Genomic DNA, 18,036 nt, shown 5'->3' on the forward strand with positions numbered 1-18,036 from the left:
ACAAGCCTTCCCGGAACTTTTGATTTAGGTGGGGGGGCGATGCCTGCTCAGCTTGAGCGCATGAGTCCCGATTTACCGTTATAGGGTCTGTCACGAATATGGCAGCGATGATGATGCCGTTGGCATAGCCTGGGTCCATACAAGGATCGCAAACGAAAAGAAATAGGGCGGGGTTCATTGGTTTATTATAGGGATAAATGATTGATCTAAAAATAAATGAGGTGCTCGCATGAGGACATTGGGATCTATGAATGTTGATGTAGTGACGTTGTTTGTGGAGGAGCTGAAAGAGACGAGAGTATTTTATCAGGAGGTGTTTGGCCTTACTGCCGTGTATGAGGACGAGGTATCCGCGGTATACGATTTTGGCAATATGAGCATCAATCTTCTGCAGATTTCCGAGGCGCATGGTTTGATCCAGCCTGGCCAGGTAGCGCCCCGGGAATCCGGCTCCCGATTCCAGTTCACCATTCGGGTGGATGATGCGGATGCGGTATGTAAGGAGCTCGTTCGACGCGGCGTTGTTCTGCTTAACGGGCCAATGGACAGGCCGTGGGGCGTGCGGACGGCGGCGTTCGCCGATCCGGCCGGACATGTCTGGGAGATTGCGCAGCAGCTGTCATGATGAAGGGGGACCAGCCTATGTAAATAGGAGGTCCCTTTTCTAATTTTGGGGCCCCTGGTACGCAGGCGGGTACTCGATCCAGCCCCTGTTCCTCATTTTGCTTTTTAGTACAGCTCCGAGCTTCGCATGCTCGTAAAAGAAATTTGCCCACATCAATCCTAGGTCGAACCGGATTGCCTCCATCATGCTCCGGCTGCATTCTTTTGTAGATTGTAATAGTTTCGCGGCGAGTATTTTGGCTATTTCAGCGTCATTCAGTCTCACGCCTAGCGGAATGGATTCCGCTCGTAAGTCAGGCTTATCTCCGGGGGAAGCGGGGATGGGGATGCCCTGTTCCTTCAGCACCTTTTTAATCCGTTCGGAATGGGAATGGCAAATATCCAAAGCCTGCTTCAGCAGCTTTGACAGTTCCTCATCAAGCGTTGTATTTTTTGAGACTTGCTCGAGTACAATGGCTTCCTGAATAAATATAAAATATTTCCATAGGTCCATGACTTCCCCAACATTGATTGGCGGCTCGGGCTCTCGGTCGACCAGCTTGCCGAAAATTTCTTGGATTGCTTCCAGTAAATTAGCCATGTAAGTATTTCACCTCCAAGCCTAATATTCCATTATCGCAGGTTGGGTATTCATTCTATCCTTTTTAGTAAAAAGATGGTATTATTAAGGCAACGCCTAAAAATATTAGGCAATGCTTTAAAGGGGCGATACGAATGCTTGTATGGATATTAAGGAACGTAATGGCTCAGAGAGGGATATGGAGCGGAGCGGATTTGGCGCGTCTGTTAAAGGAAAAGGCCAATTACACGCTGTCGGCGGCCTCCGTCAGCGCTTTGCTTAATCATCAGCCCCGGCAGATGAAGGCCGAAACGCTTGACGCACTCTGCACCGCCTTGGAATGCACGCCGAATGACCTATGGGTGCACACGCCGCCGCGCAAAGAGAAAGGGGCATAAGCATGGCAGTGAAGCAAATCTTGCCTTTTGGCGACCCGATTTTACGGAAAAGGGCTAAGCCTGTCACAGAAATGACTGAGCGAACGATAAAGCTCCTTGATGATATGGTCGACACTTTATACGCAAGTGAAGGGCGGGCCGGGCTGGCTGCTCCGCAAGTCGGAGTCCTGAGAAGAGTCGTCGTGATGGACTGCGGAGACGGGCTTATCGAACTCATTAATCCCGAGATTCTGGAGATGCACGGCGAGCAGACGGGAGCGGAGGCTTGTTTGTCTTTTCCGGGTTACTACGGGTATGTGAAGAGGGCGCAATCCGTTAAGGTAAAAACGTTAAGCCGCAACGGAGAAACGGTCATTGTTCACGGGGAAGGTTATTTGGCGCGCTGTATACAGCATGAGATTGACCATTTAAATGGGGTATTATTTGTGGATCATGTTCGGGAGAACTGGCTGATTCATGAGGATACCAAACAAAAAATAGACCTGCTGGACGTTATTCGGTTGACCAAGCAGGGACAATAGGCATGGAAAAGCCCGGCTGCGGCAGGAACCCGCAGCCGGGGCGGCTGTAAATGTATAGGCAGCGTTCGCTTATTTAATGGTAATCCGGTAATAATAGTCCTCGGTCATCAGCTTGACGACGTCCTCTCTCGCCGTTTTGACGCTGTAAGGGAGACGGTTTTTGTCGCCGATAATATAGTCGGTATAGGTGCCGGCTTTTGTCTTGAGCAGCTTTGTCTCGCTGGCGAGCACCGTGTGGTCGTTATTGAGCGTTTCCATCACAATAACGGGCGGACGCGCAACATCCTCAGTCAGCGTATAAGAGAAGTCGAGATTGATGCCTCCAAGAAAGGACTTGCTATCCAATGAAGTAATGAAGTCGTACGTTGCTTCCGTCGTTATAATTTCGACCGCATCGTTTTTAATTAGCGGGTAATCCTCTTCCGGCACCTTAATGTCGATTCTATAATTTTCTCCGTCCCATCCCACTTCATACCCGAGCGATTCGCTGACAAGTCTGAGCGGCACGTAAGTTTTTCCGTTATAGGAAATCGGCAAATCCGTAGGCGTCCCAATATCACGGCCCTCTAGGAGCATGGTAATATGCGGAGCCAGCTTGGCTTTAATTTCATTCCCTGCAGCCCATACGGTCATAGGAGCGAGCAGCCCCACGGTAATCAGAATACCTGCGATCCAGCGTTTGTTCATTTTTTTCCTCCTGATTTATGCTTTGGAATATCACGTACTATTTTCATATAAATGAAAAAGAAGGATGAAGAGCCCTCCTTCCTAATTTTTCAGGAAAAAAATACAAGCCGGCTAATGACAAGGTCGAAGCGTGAAGGAATGTGTCGAATGACGGCGCGTCATAAGGTTAATTCCCGGGCCAACTAGACTCTCTAAACCTAATTCTAATGATGCCGAACAGGATTCGCTGCGGGGTTATCCCAACAATTACACGTTATTCCGCATACCGCCATCAAATGACGCCTAGAAATAAGGCCAACCAGAAATCTCTGGCTGACCTAATCATACGAAATAAAGTTGTAGACTATCGCTGTTTTATGAACTGACGTTTCCGGATAGGGTAACGAATTGATCAAATGAGGACAAACATTATGCGCCGGTTTATATTATTTTCATTTCAATTTTACGAATACCTACGGCTTTTTTGGGACTTTCTCCATAAAAAGGCCACTTCCCTTTATTAATCTGCGCAACTTTGAGCTCGGCGTGTTCTTTTTGAAATAATGACGCGTTGTAGAAATCCTTCATCGGCAATATGCTATGCTGTCCACCTTTTTCAAATTGTCCCCATAACGCGAATGACCCGTCTTCCAATTCAACAACATATCGATCAACGTACTCCATAGCAGCCCCCCGCCTTAACCTTTCTTCTTGGTGTTTATTCAGAGTGATGATACTACAAAAATACCGCAAGCTGAAGTGCCCTGACCGTTAACAAGGACGCTCCCGCGCCTTTGGTTCGGCTATTCCTCCCCACAGCTCAGCCAGCACCTCCTTTGTACATCCTGCTCAAAGCGACCCCGCATTTTTGGCCGTCCTGTACAATGACATCGGAGATTGCGAGCCATTATGATGAAGGCAGACCATGTGGGGCGTTACGGGATGCAACGTTCCCGAAATGCGGGGAAGGCGGTGCGGCTTTGAAATCGAAGGAAGGATTCGATATGGTCATACGCGGCGGTACGGTCGTGCTGAGAGATCTCGTGCAGGTGATGGATATCGGCGTCATAGACGGACGAATCGCGGCGCTTGGAAAATTAGCCGGCGTACGGGGAGCGACGGAGATCGACGCGGCCGGTTTAACCGTGATGGCCGGGATGGTCGATGCGCATGTGCATTTGAACGAGCCGGGCCTCGGCGGCTGGGAAGGCTTCCGGACAGGCTCCGCCGCGCTTGCCGCGGGAGGCGTCACAACCTATATCGATATGCCGTTGAACGGGCTGCCGCCGACTGTAACGGTGATGGCGATGGGTCAGAAGCTCGCCGCGGCCAAAGGGAACTCTTATGTGGATTACGCCTTGTGGGGCGGTCTGATGCCGGGGAAGCTGGAGCATATCGTGCCGCTGCATGAAGCGGGCGTTATCGGTTATAAAGCGTTTATGTCCGTTGCGGGAGGACCCGGAGAGGACGCGTTTCGAGAGGTTGACGATTATACGCTGCTGGAGGGGATGAGGCTAATCGCCTGCACCGGGAAGGCGCTGGCGCTCCACGCGGAGAGCGAGCCGATCGTCTCAAAGCTGGCGGAGAGAATGAAGCGGGAGGGGAGGACGACGGCAGCCGATTACGCGGCGTCGAGGCCGATCATTGCGGAGCTGGAGGCTGTGAACCGCGCTTTGTTTTATGCGGAGCAGACGGGCTGCGTCCTGCATTTCGTGCATATCAGCAGCGCGGCGGCGGTGAAGGCGATTGAGGCCGCGAAGCGCAGAGGCATGAATGTAACAGTAGAGACCTGTCCGCACTATCTGATGCTGACGGACCGGTCGCTTGAAGAGAAGGGCGCTGCAGCCAAATGCGCGCCGCCGCTGCGAAGCGGGGAGGAGCAGGAAGAACTGTGGAGCGCGGTGGCCGAAGGCGGCGTAGATATAATCGCGTCCGATCATTCGCCTTGCCCGGAGCAGTTAAAGCGGACGGATAATTTTTTCGAAGCTTGGGGCGGCATTGCGGGAGCGCAGAGCTCCATGGAGCTGATGATCGGCGAAGGGCATGTGAAGCGAGGCATTCCGCTTACGCGTTTGACCCGCATGTTAAGCAGCGAGCCTGCGAGACGGTTCGGTTTATCGGACCGGAAAGGCGAAATCCGGATCGGAGCAGATGCGGACTTCGCCTTAATCGACTTGTATGCCTCTTACGTGCTGGAACAAAGCGCGCTTTACCACAGACATAAACATAGTCCTTATATCGGAGAAACGATGCACTGCTCCGTTCAATTGACCATTTCCAGAGGAAGAGTCGTATATAGCAGAGAATCCGGGTTGACGGAGGAGATGGACGGGATTTGGCTGCGGCATCAAGAAGCAAGGGTATAAGGAGTTGACGGCAATGGGATGGAACGCGCCGATGACGGAGCAAGAAAAGGATGAGCTGCTGAAGCGGTTGGAGTCTAGCGTAACGGCGCTTTTGGATTCGGTATCGGTCTGCTCGGCAGGGGGAGGCCCCGGCGTGACGCGGTTATTGTATACGAAGGAGTGGCTGGAAGCCCAACGCGCGGTAGCGGCAAAAATGACGGAGATCGGGCTCATCGCCGAATATGACGATACAGGCAATTTATTCGGAATACTGCCAGGCGAGCATTCGCAGCAGCCCTCCGTTATAACAGGATCGCATATCGATACGGTAGTGGACGGCGGCAAGTATGACGGAGCTTATGGGATCGCGGCGGGGCTTGCCGCTTTGGAATATTTGAAGGAAACGTACGGCCGGCCGAAGCGAAGTCTGGAAGTGGTATCCTTGTGCGAAGAGGAGGGCAGCCGGTTCCCGATCGCCTATTGGGGGTCCGGCAGCATAGCCGGTGAACGGAGCTTCGAGGATATTCAGGGGTTAACGGATGGAGAAGGCGTCTCATTCGCAGCAGCGATGCGGGAATGCGGCTTTGGCCTGGGGCGGCACCGGGAGCCGGCGAGGAAAAATATCGGATCGTTCGTGGAGCTGCATATCGAGCAAGGCGGGGTGCTCGAATACGAAGGCTTGCCTGTTGGGGTAGTAGACGCCATCGTCGGCCAGCGGCGGTTCAACGTGACGGTAAACGGCAAAGCCAATCATGCGGGGACGACGCCGATGCCTATGCGAAGGGATGCGCTTGAAGGGGCGGGAGCCATGATCACGATGCTGCGTGAGGAGGCGATACGCCTCGGCGCTCCGCTCGTCGCGACTGTCGGGCGGCTGCAGGTGTCGCCGAATGTGCCGAACGTTGTTCCGGGCAAAGCGGAATTTACCGTGGATGTCAGGCATTCGGAGCCGGAACGGCTGGAGGCGTTCTGCAGCTGGTTCACGGAAGCGTTCCGACAAGCGGCGGAGAGCAGGGGGCTTGAAATCGTATGCTTGGAATGGCTGCGCGAAGAGCCGGCGTTGATGGACGAGAAGCTAAAGGGCGACATTGCCGCCGCGTGCGGGGAAATGGGAATCCCGTTCCGGCGCATGGTAAGCGGGGCGGGGCATGACGCGCAGATGCTCAGCCGAATATGTCCGGCCGCTATGTTATTTGTGCCGAGCCGAGGCGGCGTCTCGCATTCGCCCGAGGAATATACGTCGCCGCGCGGGCTTGCCCTAGGCGTGCTGGTATTGGCGAGGCTGCTCTATAGATTGGGGTACGAGGAGGACCATGCATCATGAAATATTATCGAGATTTGGCGCCGCCGCCGCGCACGATTATGACGCCGGGTCCCGTGGAAGTCGATCCGCGCGTTCTGCGGGCGATGTCCTACCCGATATTGGGCCAGTTCGACCCCGAGTTTACGGCGCTTATGAACGAGACGATGGACATGCTGCGCAGCGTGTTCATGACGGACAATAAGTGGGCGTACCCCGTTGACGGGACATCCCGATCGGGCATTGAGGCGGTGCTGGTCAGTTTGATCGAACCGGGCGACCGCGTGCTCGTTCCCATCTACGGCCGATTCGGCCATTTGCTCGTGGAGATCTCGAAGCGATGCGGAGCCGAGGTGGTGACGCTGGAGAAGGAATGGGGGAGCGTATTCGCGCCTGAAGAGATCGTAGCGGCGATTCGGAAGTTCAGGCCGAAGCTGGTTGCTGTCGTGCACGGCGAGACGTCGACGGGTCGCCTGCAGCCGCTCGAAGGAATAAGCGAAGCGTGCCGGGAAGCCGATGCCCTGCTTGTGGTGGATGCCGTCGCCACAATCGGGGGCGTGAAGGTAGCGGCGGATGAATGGGGGATCGATGCGGTCATCGGCGGCACGCAGAAATGTTTGTCCGTCCCGGCCGGACTTGCCCCAATTACGTACAACAGCCGCGCGGAAGCGAAGCTCTTGAAGCGCAAGCGGATCGAACGCGGCTTGCTCATGGGAGACGAGGCGCAAGATCCCGCTTTTCGCCCGATTCAAAGCAACTACCTTGATCTGAGTCAGCTGCAAGACTACTGGAGCCCGGCGCGGCTGAATCACCATACGGAAGCGACAACGATGCTTTACGCGCTTCGCGAAGGGCTTCGCCTCGTGCTGGAGGAAGGCTTGGAGGAGCGGTTCGCCCGGCATCGTCTGCAGGAGCGCGCGCTCGTAGCGGGCATTGAGGCGATGGGCCTCGGACTGTACGGGGACCCCGCGAGCAAGATGCCGGTCGTCACCTGCATCGAAATTCCGGATGGCATCGATGGCGAAGCCGTCCGTTCCATGCTGCTCGGCGACTTCGGCATTGAGATCGCCAGCTCGTTCGGTCCGCTTAAAGGGCGAATTTGGCGCATTGGCACGATGGGCTACAGCTGCAGCAAGCGCAATGTGCTGCTGACGCTGGGGGCGCTCGAGGCTGTGCTGCTCAGGCATGGCTGTAAGCTCGAAGCGGGAGCGGCCGTGCAGGCGGCAATGGATGTCTATAAAATGGGATAAATACGCGAGGACGATAGCTGTTTTTATAGTTATCGTCCTTTTTTGTTATTTAATTATGATAGATTCAATCATTAGTTTTGATGTAAAATACACATATATGAACGTTTCACTCAAAAAAAAGGGTGGTCGGCAAGGTGATCACGAAAACCAATATTTTAGGAGGATCGACGATGAAGCTGCATTTTCAACAACTGGCTCCGGAACTGAAGCCGGGTCTCGAGCTGCTGCTTAAGGATCTTGGCGTCACGCTAGCGGAAGACGGCATGAAGGTTTCGGCAGCGCCGTCGGAAGGCGAGCTGCTGGTCGGGCTGAAAGGCGGAGAGGCTTATATCCGGTACGGAGCGAAGCATCAATTTTTCCGCGGGCTTGGTTTGCTTGTGCAGAAGGGCAGAACAGGCGAGGAATTCGAAATTCGCGAGAAGCAGCAATTTGACACGATCGGTCCGATGTTCGACCTCTCGCGCAACGGCGTGCTGACTGTAGAGAGCTTCCGGTTTATGCTGCGCAAGCTGGCTTTAATGGGCTTGAATACGGTTATGCTTTATTTGGAGGATACCTACGAGATTGAAGGGGAGCCGTATTTCGGTTATATGCGGGGCCGTTATTCGGCTGCGGAGCTGAAGGAAATCGACGACTATGCGGACCAGTTCGGCATTGAGGCGTTCCCGAGCATCCAGACGCTGGCGCATTTGGAGGAGTTCCTGAAGTGGGAGCCGGTGAAGGAGTATAAGGATACAAAGGGCGCCTTGCTGGTCGGAACGGAAAAAACGGATCGTTTGGTTGAAAATATGATAAGAAGCGTCAGCTCTCCATTCCGCAGCAGCAAAATTCATATCGGCATGGACGAAGCGGAGGAGCTCGGGCGCGGCAAATATCTCGACCGAAACGGCCATGTCAGCCGTTTTGATATTATGACCGAGCACCTGGAGAAGGTGCTTAGCCTAACGCGGAGGCTTGGACTGAAGCCCATGATGTGGAGCGATATGTTCTTGAAGCTGGCATCGGGCAGCGGCGAGGACTATTACAAGCATGACACGCAAATCCCCGAGGAGATGGCCCGCCGCATTCCGAAGGATATCGACCTCGTATATTGGGATTACAACCATGTCGAAAGCGAGGATTACGAAGTTCTGATCGCCAAGCATCGTCCGCTTGGCAATAACTTAGTGTTTGCGGGAGCGGTATGGGTATTCAATACATTCGGCGTCAACTACGGGCTGTCGCTGCCTGCGACAGACACGGCGCTCGCCGTATGCAAGAAGGAAGGCATCAAAGAGGTGTACGCCACGATGTGGGGCGACGACGGCATGGAGAGCAACCCGTATATCGCGTTCCTTGGTCTGCAGCTTTACGCGGAGCACGCGTATACGGAAGGCTCGCCGGACGAGAAGGTCGTGGCCGAGCGCGTGAAGTTCTGCACGGGAATCGATGCGGATACTTATCTCCAGCTGAAATATTTGGACGAAACGCCTGGGGCGGAGCCGAACAACCAGAAGCAGAGCAATCCGTCGAAGTTTTTGCTTTATCAGGATGTATTGCTTGGTTTGTTCGACAAACAAATCGAAGGTCTACCGATGAACGAGCATTACGCCAAGCTGGAGAAGGCGATTGCGGAACGCCGCAATCCGGAAGCCGAGCTCGACTATCTGTTCGAGGTGCCGCAGAAGCTGGCTGGCGTTCTGAAGCTGAAGAGCGATATCGGCATTGTGCTGAAGCGGGCATACGACTCGAAGGATATCGCGACGTTAAAGCAAGCGGCAAGCGAGACGCTGCCGGCTATCGCGCAGTCGGTCCGGGAGCTTCGCGCAGCGCATCGCGCGCAGTGGCTTAGCATGTTCAAGGTGTTCGGCTGGGAAGTCATCGATATCCGCTACGGAGGGGTCATCAACCGTTTGGACACGGCCTCCATGCGCATTATGGATTATGTCGAAGGGCGCATCGGACAGATTGAGGAGCTCGAGCAGGAGCGCCTCGTCTACAGCACGACAAACCGCTTCAACAACAAAGGGGCCGGCTGGTGCAGCTATTATTACCGCATGGCGTCGCCAAACGTCTTTTTCCACGTACTCAATCCTTTCTAACAAATAGATAAAGGGAGCCGGGCTGCAGCCCGGCTCCTTCGTTTTTAATATTCGCCTTTGATGACAAAAAACGTGCCCCGAATGGTTCCGGCGAGCTTAGATTTCTGTCTGGCGAACTTGAATTTCTTCTCTTCCAGCTCCTTGGGCACTTCCATGCCCTCGGAAAGCTTAAACCCAACGGCCCTCTTCTTAGGGTCGTCAACGGTATACATGACGTTAAGCCCGAGACCGTCCTCATAAAAGACGAAGGTCCATTTGATGTTTTCGACCTGAAATTGGGATGTTTCTAAAGGTTTGGCCGCGAACGCAATGCCGCGTTCCTCTTTCAATATCCGGTTCACGTAGTCGAGCGTTTCCTGGCTTTCGCTAGCGGGTACGACCGTAAACTCGTGTTTGTATTTGTTCATAAAGTAACGCGCTTCATTTGCGCGCAAACCGGCAAGCGCATCGGCAACGGGCGAAGACTCCAAGCCAACCGTAGATACCTTTTTGAAATCAACAGAATAGGACATTTTTTATTTCTCCTCTTTTCGTGAATTTGATGTATGGTTTAGTGCTGCATGTCATTAGTATTCCAATATTTGCTTATAGACGTCAATCCGTTTGATCCAGCCGTATCCCGCTTATGAACCGCCCTCTAAAGCTTGCGGCTCTTTGGACGCAGCGCCCACGAGGCGATCGTCAGCGCGGCATAGATAAGCGGAAGGATAAGGTTAAATCCGCCGTCGCCGTAATCATTAGCAAACGCATGGGAGAATGCCGCGCCGGTCATTAAGAAGAAGAGACCGGCATAAGCCCATTCCTTAAGCCGCGGAAAACCCGGCACGACGATCGCTACGACTCCGAGCAATTTCCAGCTTCCAAGAATGGATGTGACGTACAATGGGAAACCGATATGCGTCACTAAGTCCACATTTCCTCCCATTCGCATGAGCTGGCCGATGCCGCTTAACGCAATGGAGAAGGCCAGTAACAGGGTGACGGACCAATACGCAATCGTTCTCAGCTTTCCAAGGGACGGGGTTTCTACTTTCGCGATTGTTTCTACGGCGTTCATTTTACTCATTTTTTTATACCTCCTTAAAATGTGGTTCAAGTGAACATTGGCTTATTTTTTATTGGCCACCATTTGGTGTCGAATTGATTATAGGACACCATTTGGTGTCCAGTCAAGCGTTTTTTAAAAAATTCTGTTGAACGTTATTATTTGTTCGTTAGTGATGGCGTCAGGACAGCGTTTCGCCCATGGAAGCACGCGCAAAAAGAGCTGCGCAAGGGCGCAGCTCTGATGCTTGTTTATTTAACTCTGCTTACCTATTGCTCTGTCTCTCCGCGCTTAGACCGCCGCCATTTCCGCCCGGGCCGCCGAAGCCTCCCATACCGCCCAACTGAATTTGCCGGGCCTCCTGTGTTCCGTCCTTCAGCCAAACGGTCAGGACATCGCCTTCTTTCAGCTCTGCGGCATGAATGTCGGTCATTACGATACCGTCCTCGCCGAAGGATGCGCTATGCATGACGGTGGTATCGGTAACGGTAATTTCCGCTGTTTCTTCCGTGAACGCATTCATTGCGTTAAGACCGCCGCCAGACGCTCGCTCCGTACTGCCGTCCGGCTCCTGAGCTGCGCCGCCTTCTTGACCGGCACCGCTAGGAGGCTGTCCCCCGCCCTCCGGCATTGCTCCATCGGCTGGGGGCAGCATCTCTCCTTCGCCGTTTGGAGTCCCGCCATCGCTGCCAGGCGCTCCAGGCCCGCCGCGCATGCCCGCCATCTCGGCAGGATCAAAGGCGGACTTGTAAACCGTAATGACATTCCCGCTGACACTTTTCACTTGACCGATCAGGCTGGCGATGTTCCCTTCTTCGTCGGTTAAGCCGAAGCCGCCGCCTATGCCGCGCGGTCCGCCCCCCTGCATTTGTCCGCCGCCTTCCGCCGGTGGAGCCGCTCCTTGATCGGCAGCTTGCGTCTCCTTGTCATTCGAGCATCCCGCAAGCAGCGCGAGGACAAGTAGGCCTGCCGCAAATAGATAACGTTTCTTCATGCAAAATGCCTCCTACTCCCATTTGTATCCATCAAAATGTAGCACACCCCTATGAACGCAAAATGAACGCCGTCTCTTTTATGAACGTGATGTAAATAAAAAAGAAAATCGGATAGCTAGTGTTAAGATAATATTTTTTTTCATATAGTCTACTGTTGTTAAAATATTATTTCACCTATAATCGCAAGGGTGAAGAAAAAAAACAATGAGGAGGTAAGAAAATGAAGGAGCGACAACGCGTCGCCGGCTTGATTCTTGCTATCATGATGCTGTTTTCATTGCTGGCGCCGGCGGTATCCGCGGGGTCGATGGATCCGCCGAGCACAACGTTCGGGAAGGTCGTCGATCAGCGGCAGATGGAGCTAGCGCCAGGGGCGACATACACCTGGTATGACATGAAGACATCAGGCGGGACGCAGAAAGCGCATTTTGTTACATTTAACCCGCAAAATCCGAATTTAGGTCTCATTGCAGGCACCAAGTCCGGCAAAGTACGAGGCATGGAAGGCGTAACGCAGATGGCTGCTTATGCGGACGCTCCAGGAAATCGCGTTATTGCAGGCATTAACGGCGATTTTTTCGAAATTAGCGGGAATGCGACCGGCGTGCCGAACGGGTTGTTTATGGGAGACGGGCGCATATTGAACAGCTCTACAACCTCATACGCTTTCGGTTTAAGAGCGGATGGCACTTCGATCTATGGTACGCCGATGCTGACGAAGACCCTTTCAATCGATGGCTCCGTCATACCAATTACGCATATCAATCGTTTCCGGAGTGACAATCAGCTTGTTCTATACACAAACGATTATTATACATCGACGATGACCTCGAACGAAGGAGATGAGGTTGTACTCAACATCATCTCGGGAGAAGTGAAACACGGCGTGCCGCTGCGGCTGCAGGTTGCGGAAGTGCGAGCGGGTCAAGGCAATACGCCGCTGCAAGCTGGACAAGTTGTCCTGTCCGCTTCAGGCAATATGCGCTCCGTGCTGGCCGGCTTGCAGCCGGGCGACGAAGTGACGGCGGAATTTACGTTAAGCGACGGCTGGGGCGATGTGGAGGTCGCGATAGGCGGCACGGGGCCGCTCATTAAGGACGGCGTTGTGCAGAATGGTGTCGGTCCGGCGGGCATCCACCCAAGAACCGCAATCGGCACCAAAGCGGACGGCTCGATCGTTTTGTTCGAGATCGACGGGCGCCAGCCGGGCTTCAGCGAGGGCGTCGAGACGGAGGAGCTGGCGGCAATCATGGCGGATCTCGGCGTCGTGCAGGCGATGAACCTGGACGGCGGCGGGTCGTCGACCATGGTTGCGAAGCTGCCGGGCGAGACGGCTTACCGGGTCATGAACAGCCCATCGGACGGCGGCGAGCGCAAAACCGGTAACGGCCTGCTGCTGGTGAATAAAGCGCCGGAGCTCGGCACTCCCGCGGCATTGGCCGTTCAGCCGAACGCGGAACGGGTTTTAGCAGGAACAAGTATTGTGCTCCAGGCAAAAGGGGTCGATGCTAACGGGCATCCGGCTGCTATAACCGGCACCCCAGTTTGGACGGCAGACGTCTCGCTTGGCGGGGTGGATGCCGGCGGCGTATTTACAGCCGGCAATCAAGCCGGGAAGGGCGTCGTTACCGTTCAAGCAGACGGCGTCCAAGGGACGGCGGAGATCGAAGTGGTCGATCAGTTGACGGCTATCGAATTCCCGGACGAGGCGAAGACTTATGAATCCGGCATGTCGGAGACGTTATCGGTCGTAGCGACGCGCGACGGCCAAGTCATTCAGGCGGACAACAGCAGCTTTGAATGGCGGGTTGAGGGGGAGATCGGCACGATCGACGATAACGGTGTGTTTACGGCAACCGAAGAAAACGGCCAATCGGGCCGAATCATCGCGGCTTTTGGCGACCTGGAAGCATCGATGAACGTTAGCGTAGGCATTCCTCCCGTCATGCTGGAGGATTTCGAATCGGGCCTTGACCGTTATTTTGCGGGAGGCGCCGCGTATAACACGGTCAATATCGAAGAAGAGACGAATCCGGACTTTGTCCGCTCCGGCTCGACCTCGCTGAAGCTGTCCTATGATTTTACCGGGAAGACCGGGACATCTGGCGCTTATTTGCAGACAAGCGCGGCTGACAAAATTGTCGTGCCGGGCTATCCGCAAAAAATCAGCATGTGGGTGTACGGCGACGGGAAGGCGCATTGGCTTCGCATGCAAATGAGGGATGGCAACAATGCCGCGATTCCGCTGGACTTCACTCCACAGACGACGGGTGTCAATTGGACAGGTTGGCGTTATGTCGAGGCGAACGTTCCAGCCGGCAAAACAACGCCGTTCACGATCGACATGCCGGTTCGTTATATGGAAACGAGCAACGCCAAGAAGGACGCCGGAGCGATTTACGTCGATGATATCCGCGCGCTTTACGGCTCGGTGGAAGAGGACATTGCGCCTCCGATTATTCGCAGCATCGCGCCGGCGGAGAACACGACCGTCAAAAACGCGCATCCGACGATCAGCGCAACCGCCGAGGACGACGGGTACGATCCGGTGCAGCACCCGGCTACAACGCTGATTCATCCGGAATCCATCCGCGTCTACTTGGATGACCAGCTCGTTCAGCACGGTCTATATCCGCCAAAGGGCACGATTACGTATACACCGACGGAGCCTTTAGCGGAAGGCCGGCATAAAGCGAAGATCGCCGTTCGGGATATGAGCGGCAATCAGACGATTAAAGAATGGTATTTTAACGTGAACCTCGGTTCCCCGCTGTTCCTGAATGAAACGCCGCAGGAGCAGTTTGCGGGCGCGACGTACGAGATGACGATCAAAGCGGAGAAGGCGGCGCTGCTGAATGGCGGGCATGTGGAATACCGCTTCGATAAGGATGTCACGCAGTCCTTCGAAGTGATTCGCGGACCGAAGCTCAGCGATACGCAGCTGGCGTCGACCGTGGATGAGGCACAGGGCTTGGTCGCCATTACGTTTGCCGATCTGGAATCGGCATCCCTAACAGACAGCGATGTGCTGGCGCAAGTTCGCTACACGGTGAAGAGCGGCGCGATCGGCCCGCTTGGACTCGAGCAGTCGAAGGGCGGAGAAGCAACCCGCGACCATACGATTGAGTTCCAGTCCGGCTCGATTGTCTTGACGGACGGGACGACGAAGCCGACCTATGGCGCGCCGATTACTTCGACCGTCAAAAATAAACTGAAGCTGCTGTGGAATCATTACAGCATCGCGTTAGGCCAGCCGGCGTCGTTCACGATCACCGAAAACGGCGCAGCTGTCGAGGGCGCTTCCCTGCTGCTGAACGGAACGGAGGTGCCGGAAGCCAGCTCCGACGCAAACGGCATTCTCACAACGGCGGATGCGACGCAGGCTACGGGTACTTTCACCGTTCAGGCGAAGAAGGGAGACGCCTACAGCCCGGTTATCACGTTCCCGGTGGCCGCGTTTACGGGCACGCCTGCTCCGTTGAACATCAGCGTATCCGTTGGCGAGGACGCGTCGACGTCAAGGCATTTGACGTGGCATACGCATCCTGATACAACGGCAACGGTTGTGGAATGGGCGCCGAAGGAGCAATTCACCGATTTCGGCGCGGACAATATCACGAGGACTGAAGGCGAAAGCAGTCTTTACAATTCGAACAATGACGGCACCTACCGCGTCCATAAAGCGGAAATAACCGGTCTTGAACCGGATACGGCGTATGTGTACCGGGTTGGGGACGGCGCCGGTCATGTAAGCGAACAAGGCGAATTCCGGACAACGGCGGCGGACGGGGACAGTCTGAAGCTGTTATTTTTCGGCGATTCGCAGGCGGCCGATGAAGCCGGCTTTGCGCGATGGGGAGCGGCTTTGGCTAAGGCAGTAGAAGACATGCCGGACGCCGAACTCCTTATCCATGCTGGCGACATGGTCGACCATGGTTATGAACAAGAGCAGTGGAACTATTGGTTCGCCGCCGCTCAAGACATTTTCATGAAGTATACGCTGCAGACGGTAGTAGGCAATCACGAGGTGATGGGGACAAATGGAAACGGCGACTATTTGGCGCATTTCCATAACCCTCAGAACGGCGCGGATGTGGCCAAAGGCAGCAGTTATTCCTTCGACATGAAGGATACGCATTTCGTTATGCTCAATACGGAAATGTCCGAGGAAGCGCTCATTGAGCAGGGAGAATGGCTGGATCAAGACCTAAGCGCTTCGGATAAAAAATGGAAGGTCATCGTATTCCATCAAGGTCCATACGGAAGCATTTATACGAATACGCAGGTGCAGGAGCATTGGGTGCCGATCTTCGATAAGCATGAGGTCGACCTCGTATTGAACGGTCATGATCACGTCTATCTGCGGACGTTCCCGATGAAGGGCGGAGAGATCGTGGAAGCCGGAGAGGGCACGCGCTATGTGATCGGAGGCTCCACGGGGCCGAAATTCTACGCTCTGACAGAGCGGTATTGGCAGGAATTCGTGTTTGCCGATGAAGTCAATGTGTATACGTCGGTCGAGTTCGAGGGAGACACGATTACGATAACGGCGAAGACGGTAGATGGCGAGACTGTTGACACCTTCGATATCGTGAAGGAGGATAAGCCGGCAACGCCGCCGCCTGGTCCTTTCCCGACGCCAACACCTGCGCCTCCGGGAGACCCATCCCGCGTCGAGGTGAAGCCGGAGCAGCTGAAAGGTAACGAAGACGGTGAGGACATCGTCCTTCGGGTGGATGAGTCGATGCGGGAGCTTGTTCTGCCGGGTAACGCGGCAGAGCTGGCTGGCAAATCCGACGTTGTGATTCAAGCCGGAGATTATGAGCTAACCTTGTCTTCCGAATGGCTGAAGGAAATTGCGGCGAAATTGCCGGAGGAGCAGCGGAAGGATGGACGAATTACGCTTGGAATCGAGCAGCTCGCGCGTCCGGAAGCCAATAAGCTGCTGAAGAAAGCCGAGGAGCAGACCGGCGCCAAATTGAAGCAGGCCGGTGAAATCTGGTCCTTCAGCCTCGTCGTAACCGATGCGGGCGGAGAGAAGCAGAAGGTCAGCCGCTTTGAGGAGCCGCTGTCCATTGCGATTAAGACGTCTGCCCAAACGGCAAGAAAGCTGGCCGGCTTCTACTACATCTCTGATGAAGGGAAGCTCACCTATATGGGAGGCCAGTGGAAGGACGGGTGGCTGACCGCCGACATTCCTCACTTCAGCTACTATGCCGTACTGGAATACCGGAAAACGTTCCAGGATGTCGCGGCCGATCATTGGGCGGCGGACGCCATTCTGGAGCTCTCGGCCCAGCATATCGCGCAAGGCGTAACAGCTGCGTTGTTCGCGCCCGAAGAGCGCATTACACGCGCCGAATTTGCGGCTCTGCTCGTACGCGCATTAGGCGTTGAAAGCGAAGCTGAGGCCGGCTTCATGGACGTGCCGGCTGACGCATGGTACGCTCGCGAGGTATCGCTCGCCGCGCAGGCCGGAATCGTGACGGGCACAGGAAGCGGCATGTTCAAGCCGGATGCCGAAGTAACGCGTCAGGAAATGGCGGCGATGATCGTTCGCGCCTACGCGTATGCGACCGGCGAGGAGAAGACTGCAAGCGGCGAAGCGCCGTACGCAGACATCGATGCCGCTCCGGACTGGGCGAAGCAGGCTGTCGCGTTATCCCATGAGCTTGGCTTGATGCAGGGCTACCCGAACCAGCAGTTCAAGCCGGAAGGCTTCGGTACGAGGGCGCAAAGCGCCAAGCTGATTCACAGCCTCATAAGCAATATCGATGCATTGTAGCAGTCCGTAAACCAACAGGCTGCCGTTCCCGGAGCTTCGCCGGGCACGGCAGCTTTTTTGTGTAAGCCAATTTACACGGCTTACAGCCGCACCCGAAGCTTGGCCCGTCGCAATAAGCCGATTTTTACGGCATACAGCCGCCGCCGAAGCACCATCCGCCGCAATAAGCCGATTTTCACGGCATACAGCCGCCGCTGAAGCTCCATCCGCCGCAGTAAGCCGATTTTTACGGCTTACAGTCGCACCCGAAGCTCGGTCCGTCGCAATAAGCCGATTTTCTCGGCTTCAGCCGCCCCGAAGCACCATCCGCCGCAATAAGCCGATTTTCACGGCTTACAGCCGCCGCCGAAGCACCATCCGTCGCAGTAAGCCGATTTTCTCGGCTTACTGTCGCCCGCTGAAGCTTCCCACGTCGCAATAAGCCGATTTACACGGCTTACAGCCGCCGCCGAAGCTTAATCCGCTGC

Annotated in this window: 14 protein-coding genes; 8 read left to right on the top strand and 6 right to left on the bottom strand. The window is 54.9% G+C overall.

Translation table 11 applies throughout. The features are described from left to right. Nucleotides 1-229: 229 nt before the first annotated feature. The gene (locus D3P08_RS16555) at nucleotides 230-625 is read left to right on the top strand and encodes a VOC family protein (protein WP_119600813.1); all 396 of its coding nucleotides are present in this window, start codon (nucleotides 230-232) and stop codon (nucleotides 623-625) included. Nucleotides 626-664: 39 nt separating this feature from the next. On the opposite strand, the gene D3P08_RS16560 is transcribed toward D3P08_RS16555, so the two are convergent. Further along, nucleotides 665-1,204 (bottom strand): DUF3231 family protein, encoded by a 540-nt coding sequence (locus D3P08_RS16560; protein ID WP_119600814.1) that lies wholly within the window; start codon nucleotides 1,202-1,204, stop codon nucleotides 665-667. Between the two features lie 134 nt (nucleotides 1,205-1,338). Between D3P08_RS16560 and D3P08_RS16565 the strand changes: the two genes are divergently transcribed. After that, nucleotides 1,339-1,581, top strand: a complete 243-nt coding sequence (locus D3P08_RS16565) for a helix-turn-helix domain-containing protein (protein ID WP_119600815.1) — start codon at nucleotides 1,339-1,341, stop codon at nucleotides 1,579-1,581. A 2-nt stretch (nucleotides 1,582-1,583) separates the two neighbouring features. After that, nucleotides 1,584-2,102, top strand: coding sequence for a peptide deformylase (def, locus tag D3P08_RS16570; RefSeq protein ID WP_119600816.1), 519 nt, complete (start codon nucleotides 1,584-1,586; stop codon nucleotides 2,100-2,102). 69 nt (nucleotides 2,103-2,171) lie between these two features. Here the strand turns inward: def and D3P08_RS16575 are convergent, their stop codons facing one another. Beyond that, nucleotides 2,172-2,789 (bottom strand): stalk domain-containing protein, encoded by a 618-nt coding sequence (locus D3P08_RS16575; RefSeq protein ID WP_119600817.1) that lies wholly within the window; start codon nucleotides 2,787-2,789, stop codon nucleotides 2,172-2,174. 420 nt (nucleotides 2,790-3,209) lie between these two features. Continuing rightward, nucleotides 3,210-3,452: a hypothetical protein gene (locus D3P08_RS16580; protein WP_119600818.1), complete on the bottom strand. Its 243-nt coding sequence runs from the start codon at nucleotides 3,450-3,452 to the stop codon at nucleotides 3,210-3,212. A gap of 320 nt (nucleotides 3,453-3,772) precedes the next feature. Between D3P08_RS16580 and allB the strand changes: the two genes are divergently transcribed. The 4 genes from allB (at nucleotide 3,773) to D3P08_RS16600 (ending at nucleotide 9,744) form a co-directional block, all read left to right on the top strand. Beyond that, nucleotides 3,773-5,134, top strand: a complete 1,362-nt coding sequence (gene allB, locus D3P08_RS16585; protein WP_119600880.1) for an allantoinase AllB — start codon at nucleotides 3,773-3,775, stop codon at nucleotides 5,132-5,134. Between the two features lie 13 nt (nucleotides 5,135-5,147). Beyond that, nucleotides 5,148-6,437, top strand: a complete 1,290-nt coding sequence (locus D3P08_RS16590; RefSeq protein ID WP_119600819.1) for a M20 family metallo-hydrolase — start codon at nucleotides 5,148-5,150, stop codon at nucleotides 6,435-6,437. Further along, entirely contained in the window at nucleotides 6,434-7,663 is a 1,230-nt protein-coding gene (locus tag D3P08_RS16595; protein ID WP_119600820.1) for a pyridoxal-phosphate-dependent aminotransferase family protein, read from the top strand. The genes D3P08_RS16590 and D3P08_RS16595 overlap by 4 nt, the downstream gene beginning before the upstream one ends. 170 nt (nucleotides 7,664-7,833) lie before the next feature. Further along, on the top strand, nucleotides 7,834-9,744 hold the full coding sequence (locus D3P08_RS16600) for a beta-N-acetylhexosaminidase (protein ID WP_119600821.1): 1,911 nt from the start codon (nucleotides 7,834-7,836) through the stop codon (nucleotides 9,742-9,744). A 44-nt stretch (nucleotides 9,745-9,788) separates the two neighbouring features. On the opposite strand, the gene D3P08_RS16605 is transcribed toward D3P08_RS16600, so the two are convergent. The 3 genes from D3P08_RS16605 to D3P08_RS16615 all read right to left on the bottom strand — a co-directional run bounded on the left by D3P08_RS16605 (nucleotide 9,789) and on the right by D3P08_RS16615 (nucleotide 11,783). Further along, nucleotides 9,789-10,256, bottom strand: coding sequence for a phage tail protein (locus D3P08_RS16605; RefSeq protein ID WP_119600822.1), 468 nt, complete (start codon nucleotides 10,254-10,256; stop codon nucleotides 9,789-9,791). A gap of 125 nt (nucleotides 10,257-10,381) precedes the next feature. After that, nucleotides 10,382-10,801, bottom strand: a complete 420-nt coding sequence (locus tag D3P08_RS16610; RefSeq protein ID WP_420819041.1) for a DoxX family protein — start codon at nucleotides 10,799-10,801, stop codon at nucleotides 10,382-10,384. Nucleotides 10,802-11,054: 253 nt separating this feature from the next. Next, complete coding sequence (locus tag D3P08_RS16615; protein ID WP_119600824.1) at nucleotides 11,055-11,783, bottom strand: hypothetical protein; 729 nt, start codon at nucleotides 11,781-11,783, stop codon at nucleotides 11,055-11,057. Between the two features lie 221 nt (nucleotides 11,784-12,004). Here D3P08_RS16615 and D3P08_RS16620 point away from each other — a divergent pair, with 221 nt between their 5' ends. Beyond that, nucleotides 12,005-17,569, top strand: a complete 5,565-nt coding sequence (locus tag D3P08_RS16620) for a phosphodiester glycosidase family protein (protein WP_119600825.1) — start codon at nucleotides 12,005-12,007, stop codon at nucleotides 17,567-17,569. The last annotated feature ends 467 nt before the right edge of the window (nucleotides 17,570-18,036 follow it).

The organism is Paenibacillus nanensis (genome assembly GCF_003583765.1).
GTDB classification, from domain to species: Bacteria; Bacillota; Bacilli; order Paenibacillales; family Paenibacillaceae; genus Pristimantibacillus; species Pristimantibacillus nanensis.

Coding starts and splice junctions, on each gene's coding strand:
- D3P08_RS16555 (WP_119600813.1), top strand. CDS start 230: ATGAGGACATTGGGATCTATGAATGTTGATGTAGTGACGTTGTTTGTG.
- D3P08_RS16560 (WP_119600814.1), bottom strand. CDS start 1,204: ATGGCTAATTTACTGGAAGCAATCCAAGAAATTTTCGGCAAGCTGGTC.
- D3P08_RS16565 (WP_119600815.1), top strand. CDS start 1,339: ATGCTTGTATGGATATTAAGGAACGTAATGGCTCAGAGAGGGATATGG.
- def (WP_119600816.1), top strand. CDS start 1,584: ATGGCAGTGAAGCAAATCTTGCCTTTTGGCGACCCGATTTTACGGAAA.
- D3P08_RS16575 (WP_119600817.1), bottom strand. CDS start 2,789: ATGAACAAACGCTGGATCGCAGGTATTCTGATTACCGTGGGGCTGCTC.
- D3P08_RS16580 (WP_119600818.1), bottom strand. CDS start 3,452: ATGGAGTACGTTGATCGATATGTTGTTGAATTGGAAGACGGGTCATTC.
- allB (WP_119600880.1), top strand. CDS start 3,773: ATGGTCATACGCGGCGGTACGGTCGTGCTGAGAGATCTCGTGCAGGTG.
- D3P08_RS16590 (WP_119600819.1), top strand. CDS start 5,148: ATGGGATGGAACGCGCCGATGACGGAGCAAGAAAAGGATGAGCTGCTG.
- D3P08_RS16595 (WP_119600820.1), top strand. CDS start 6,434: ATGAAATATTATCGAGATTTGGCGCCGCCGCCGCGCACGATTATGACG.
- D3P08_RS16600 (WP_119600821.1), top strand. CDS start 7,834: ATGAAGCTGCATTTTCAACAACTGGCTCCGGAACTGAAGCCGGGTCTC.
- D3P08_RS16605 (WP_119600822.1), bottom strand. CDS start 10,256: ATGTCCTATTCTGTTGATTTCAAAAAGGTATCTACGGTTGGCTTGGAG.
- D3P08_RS16610 (WP_420819041.1), bottom strand. CDS start 10,801: ATGAACGCCGTAGAAACAATCGCGAAAGTAGAAACCCCGTCCCTTGGA.
- D3P08_RS16615 (WP_119600824.1), bottom strand. CDS start 11,783: ATGAAGAAACGTTATCTATTTGCGGCAGGCCTACTTGTCCTCGCGCTG.
- D3P08_RS16620 (WP_119600825.1), top strand. CDS start 12,005: ATGAAGGAGCGACAACGCGTCGCCGGCTTGATTCTTGCTATCATGATG.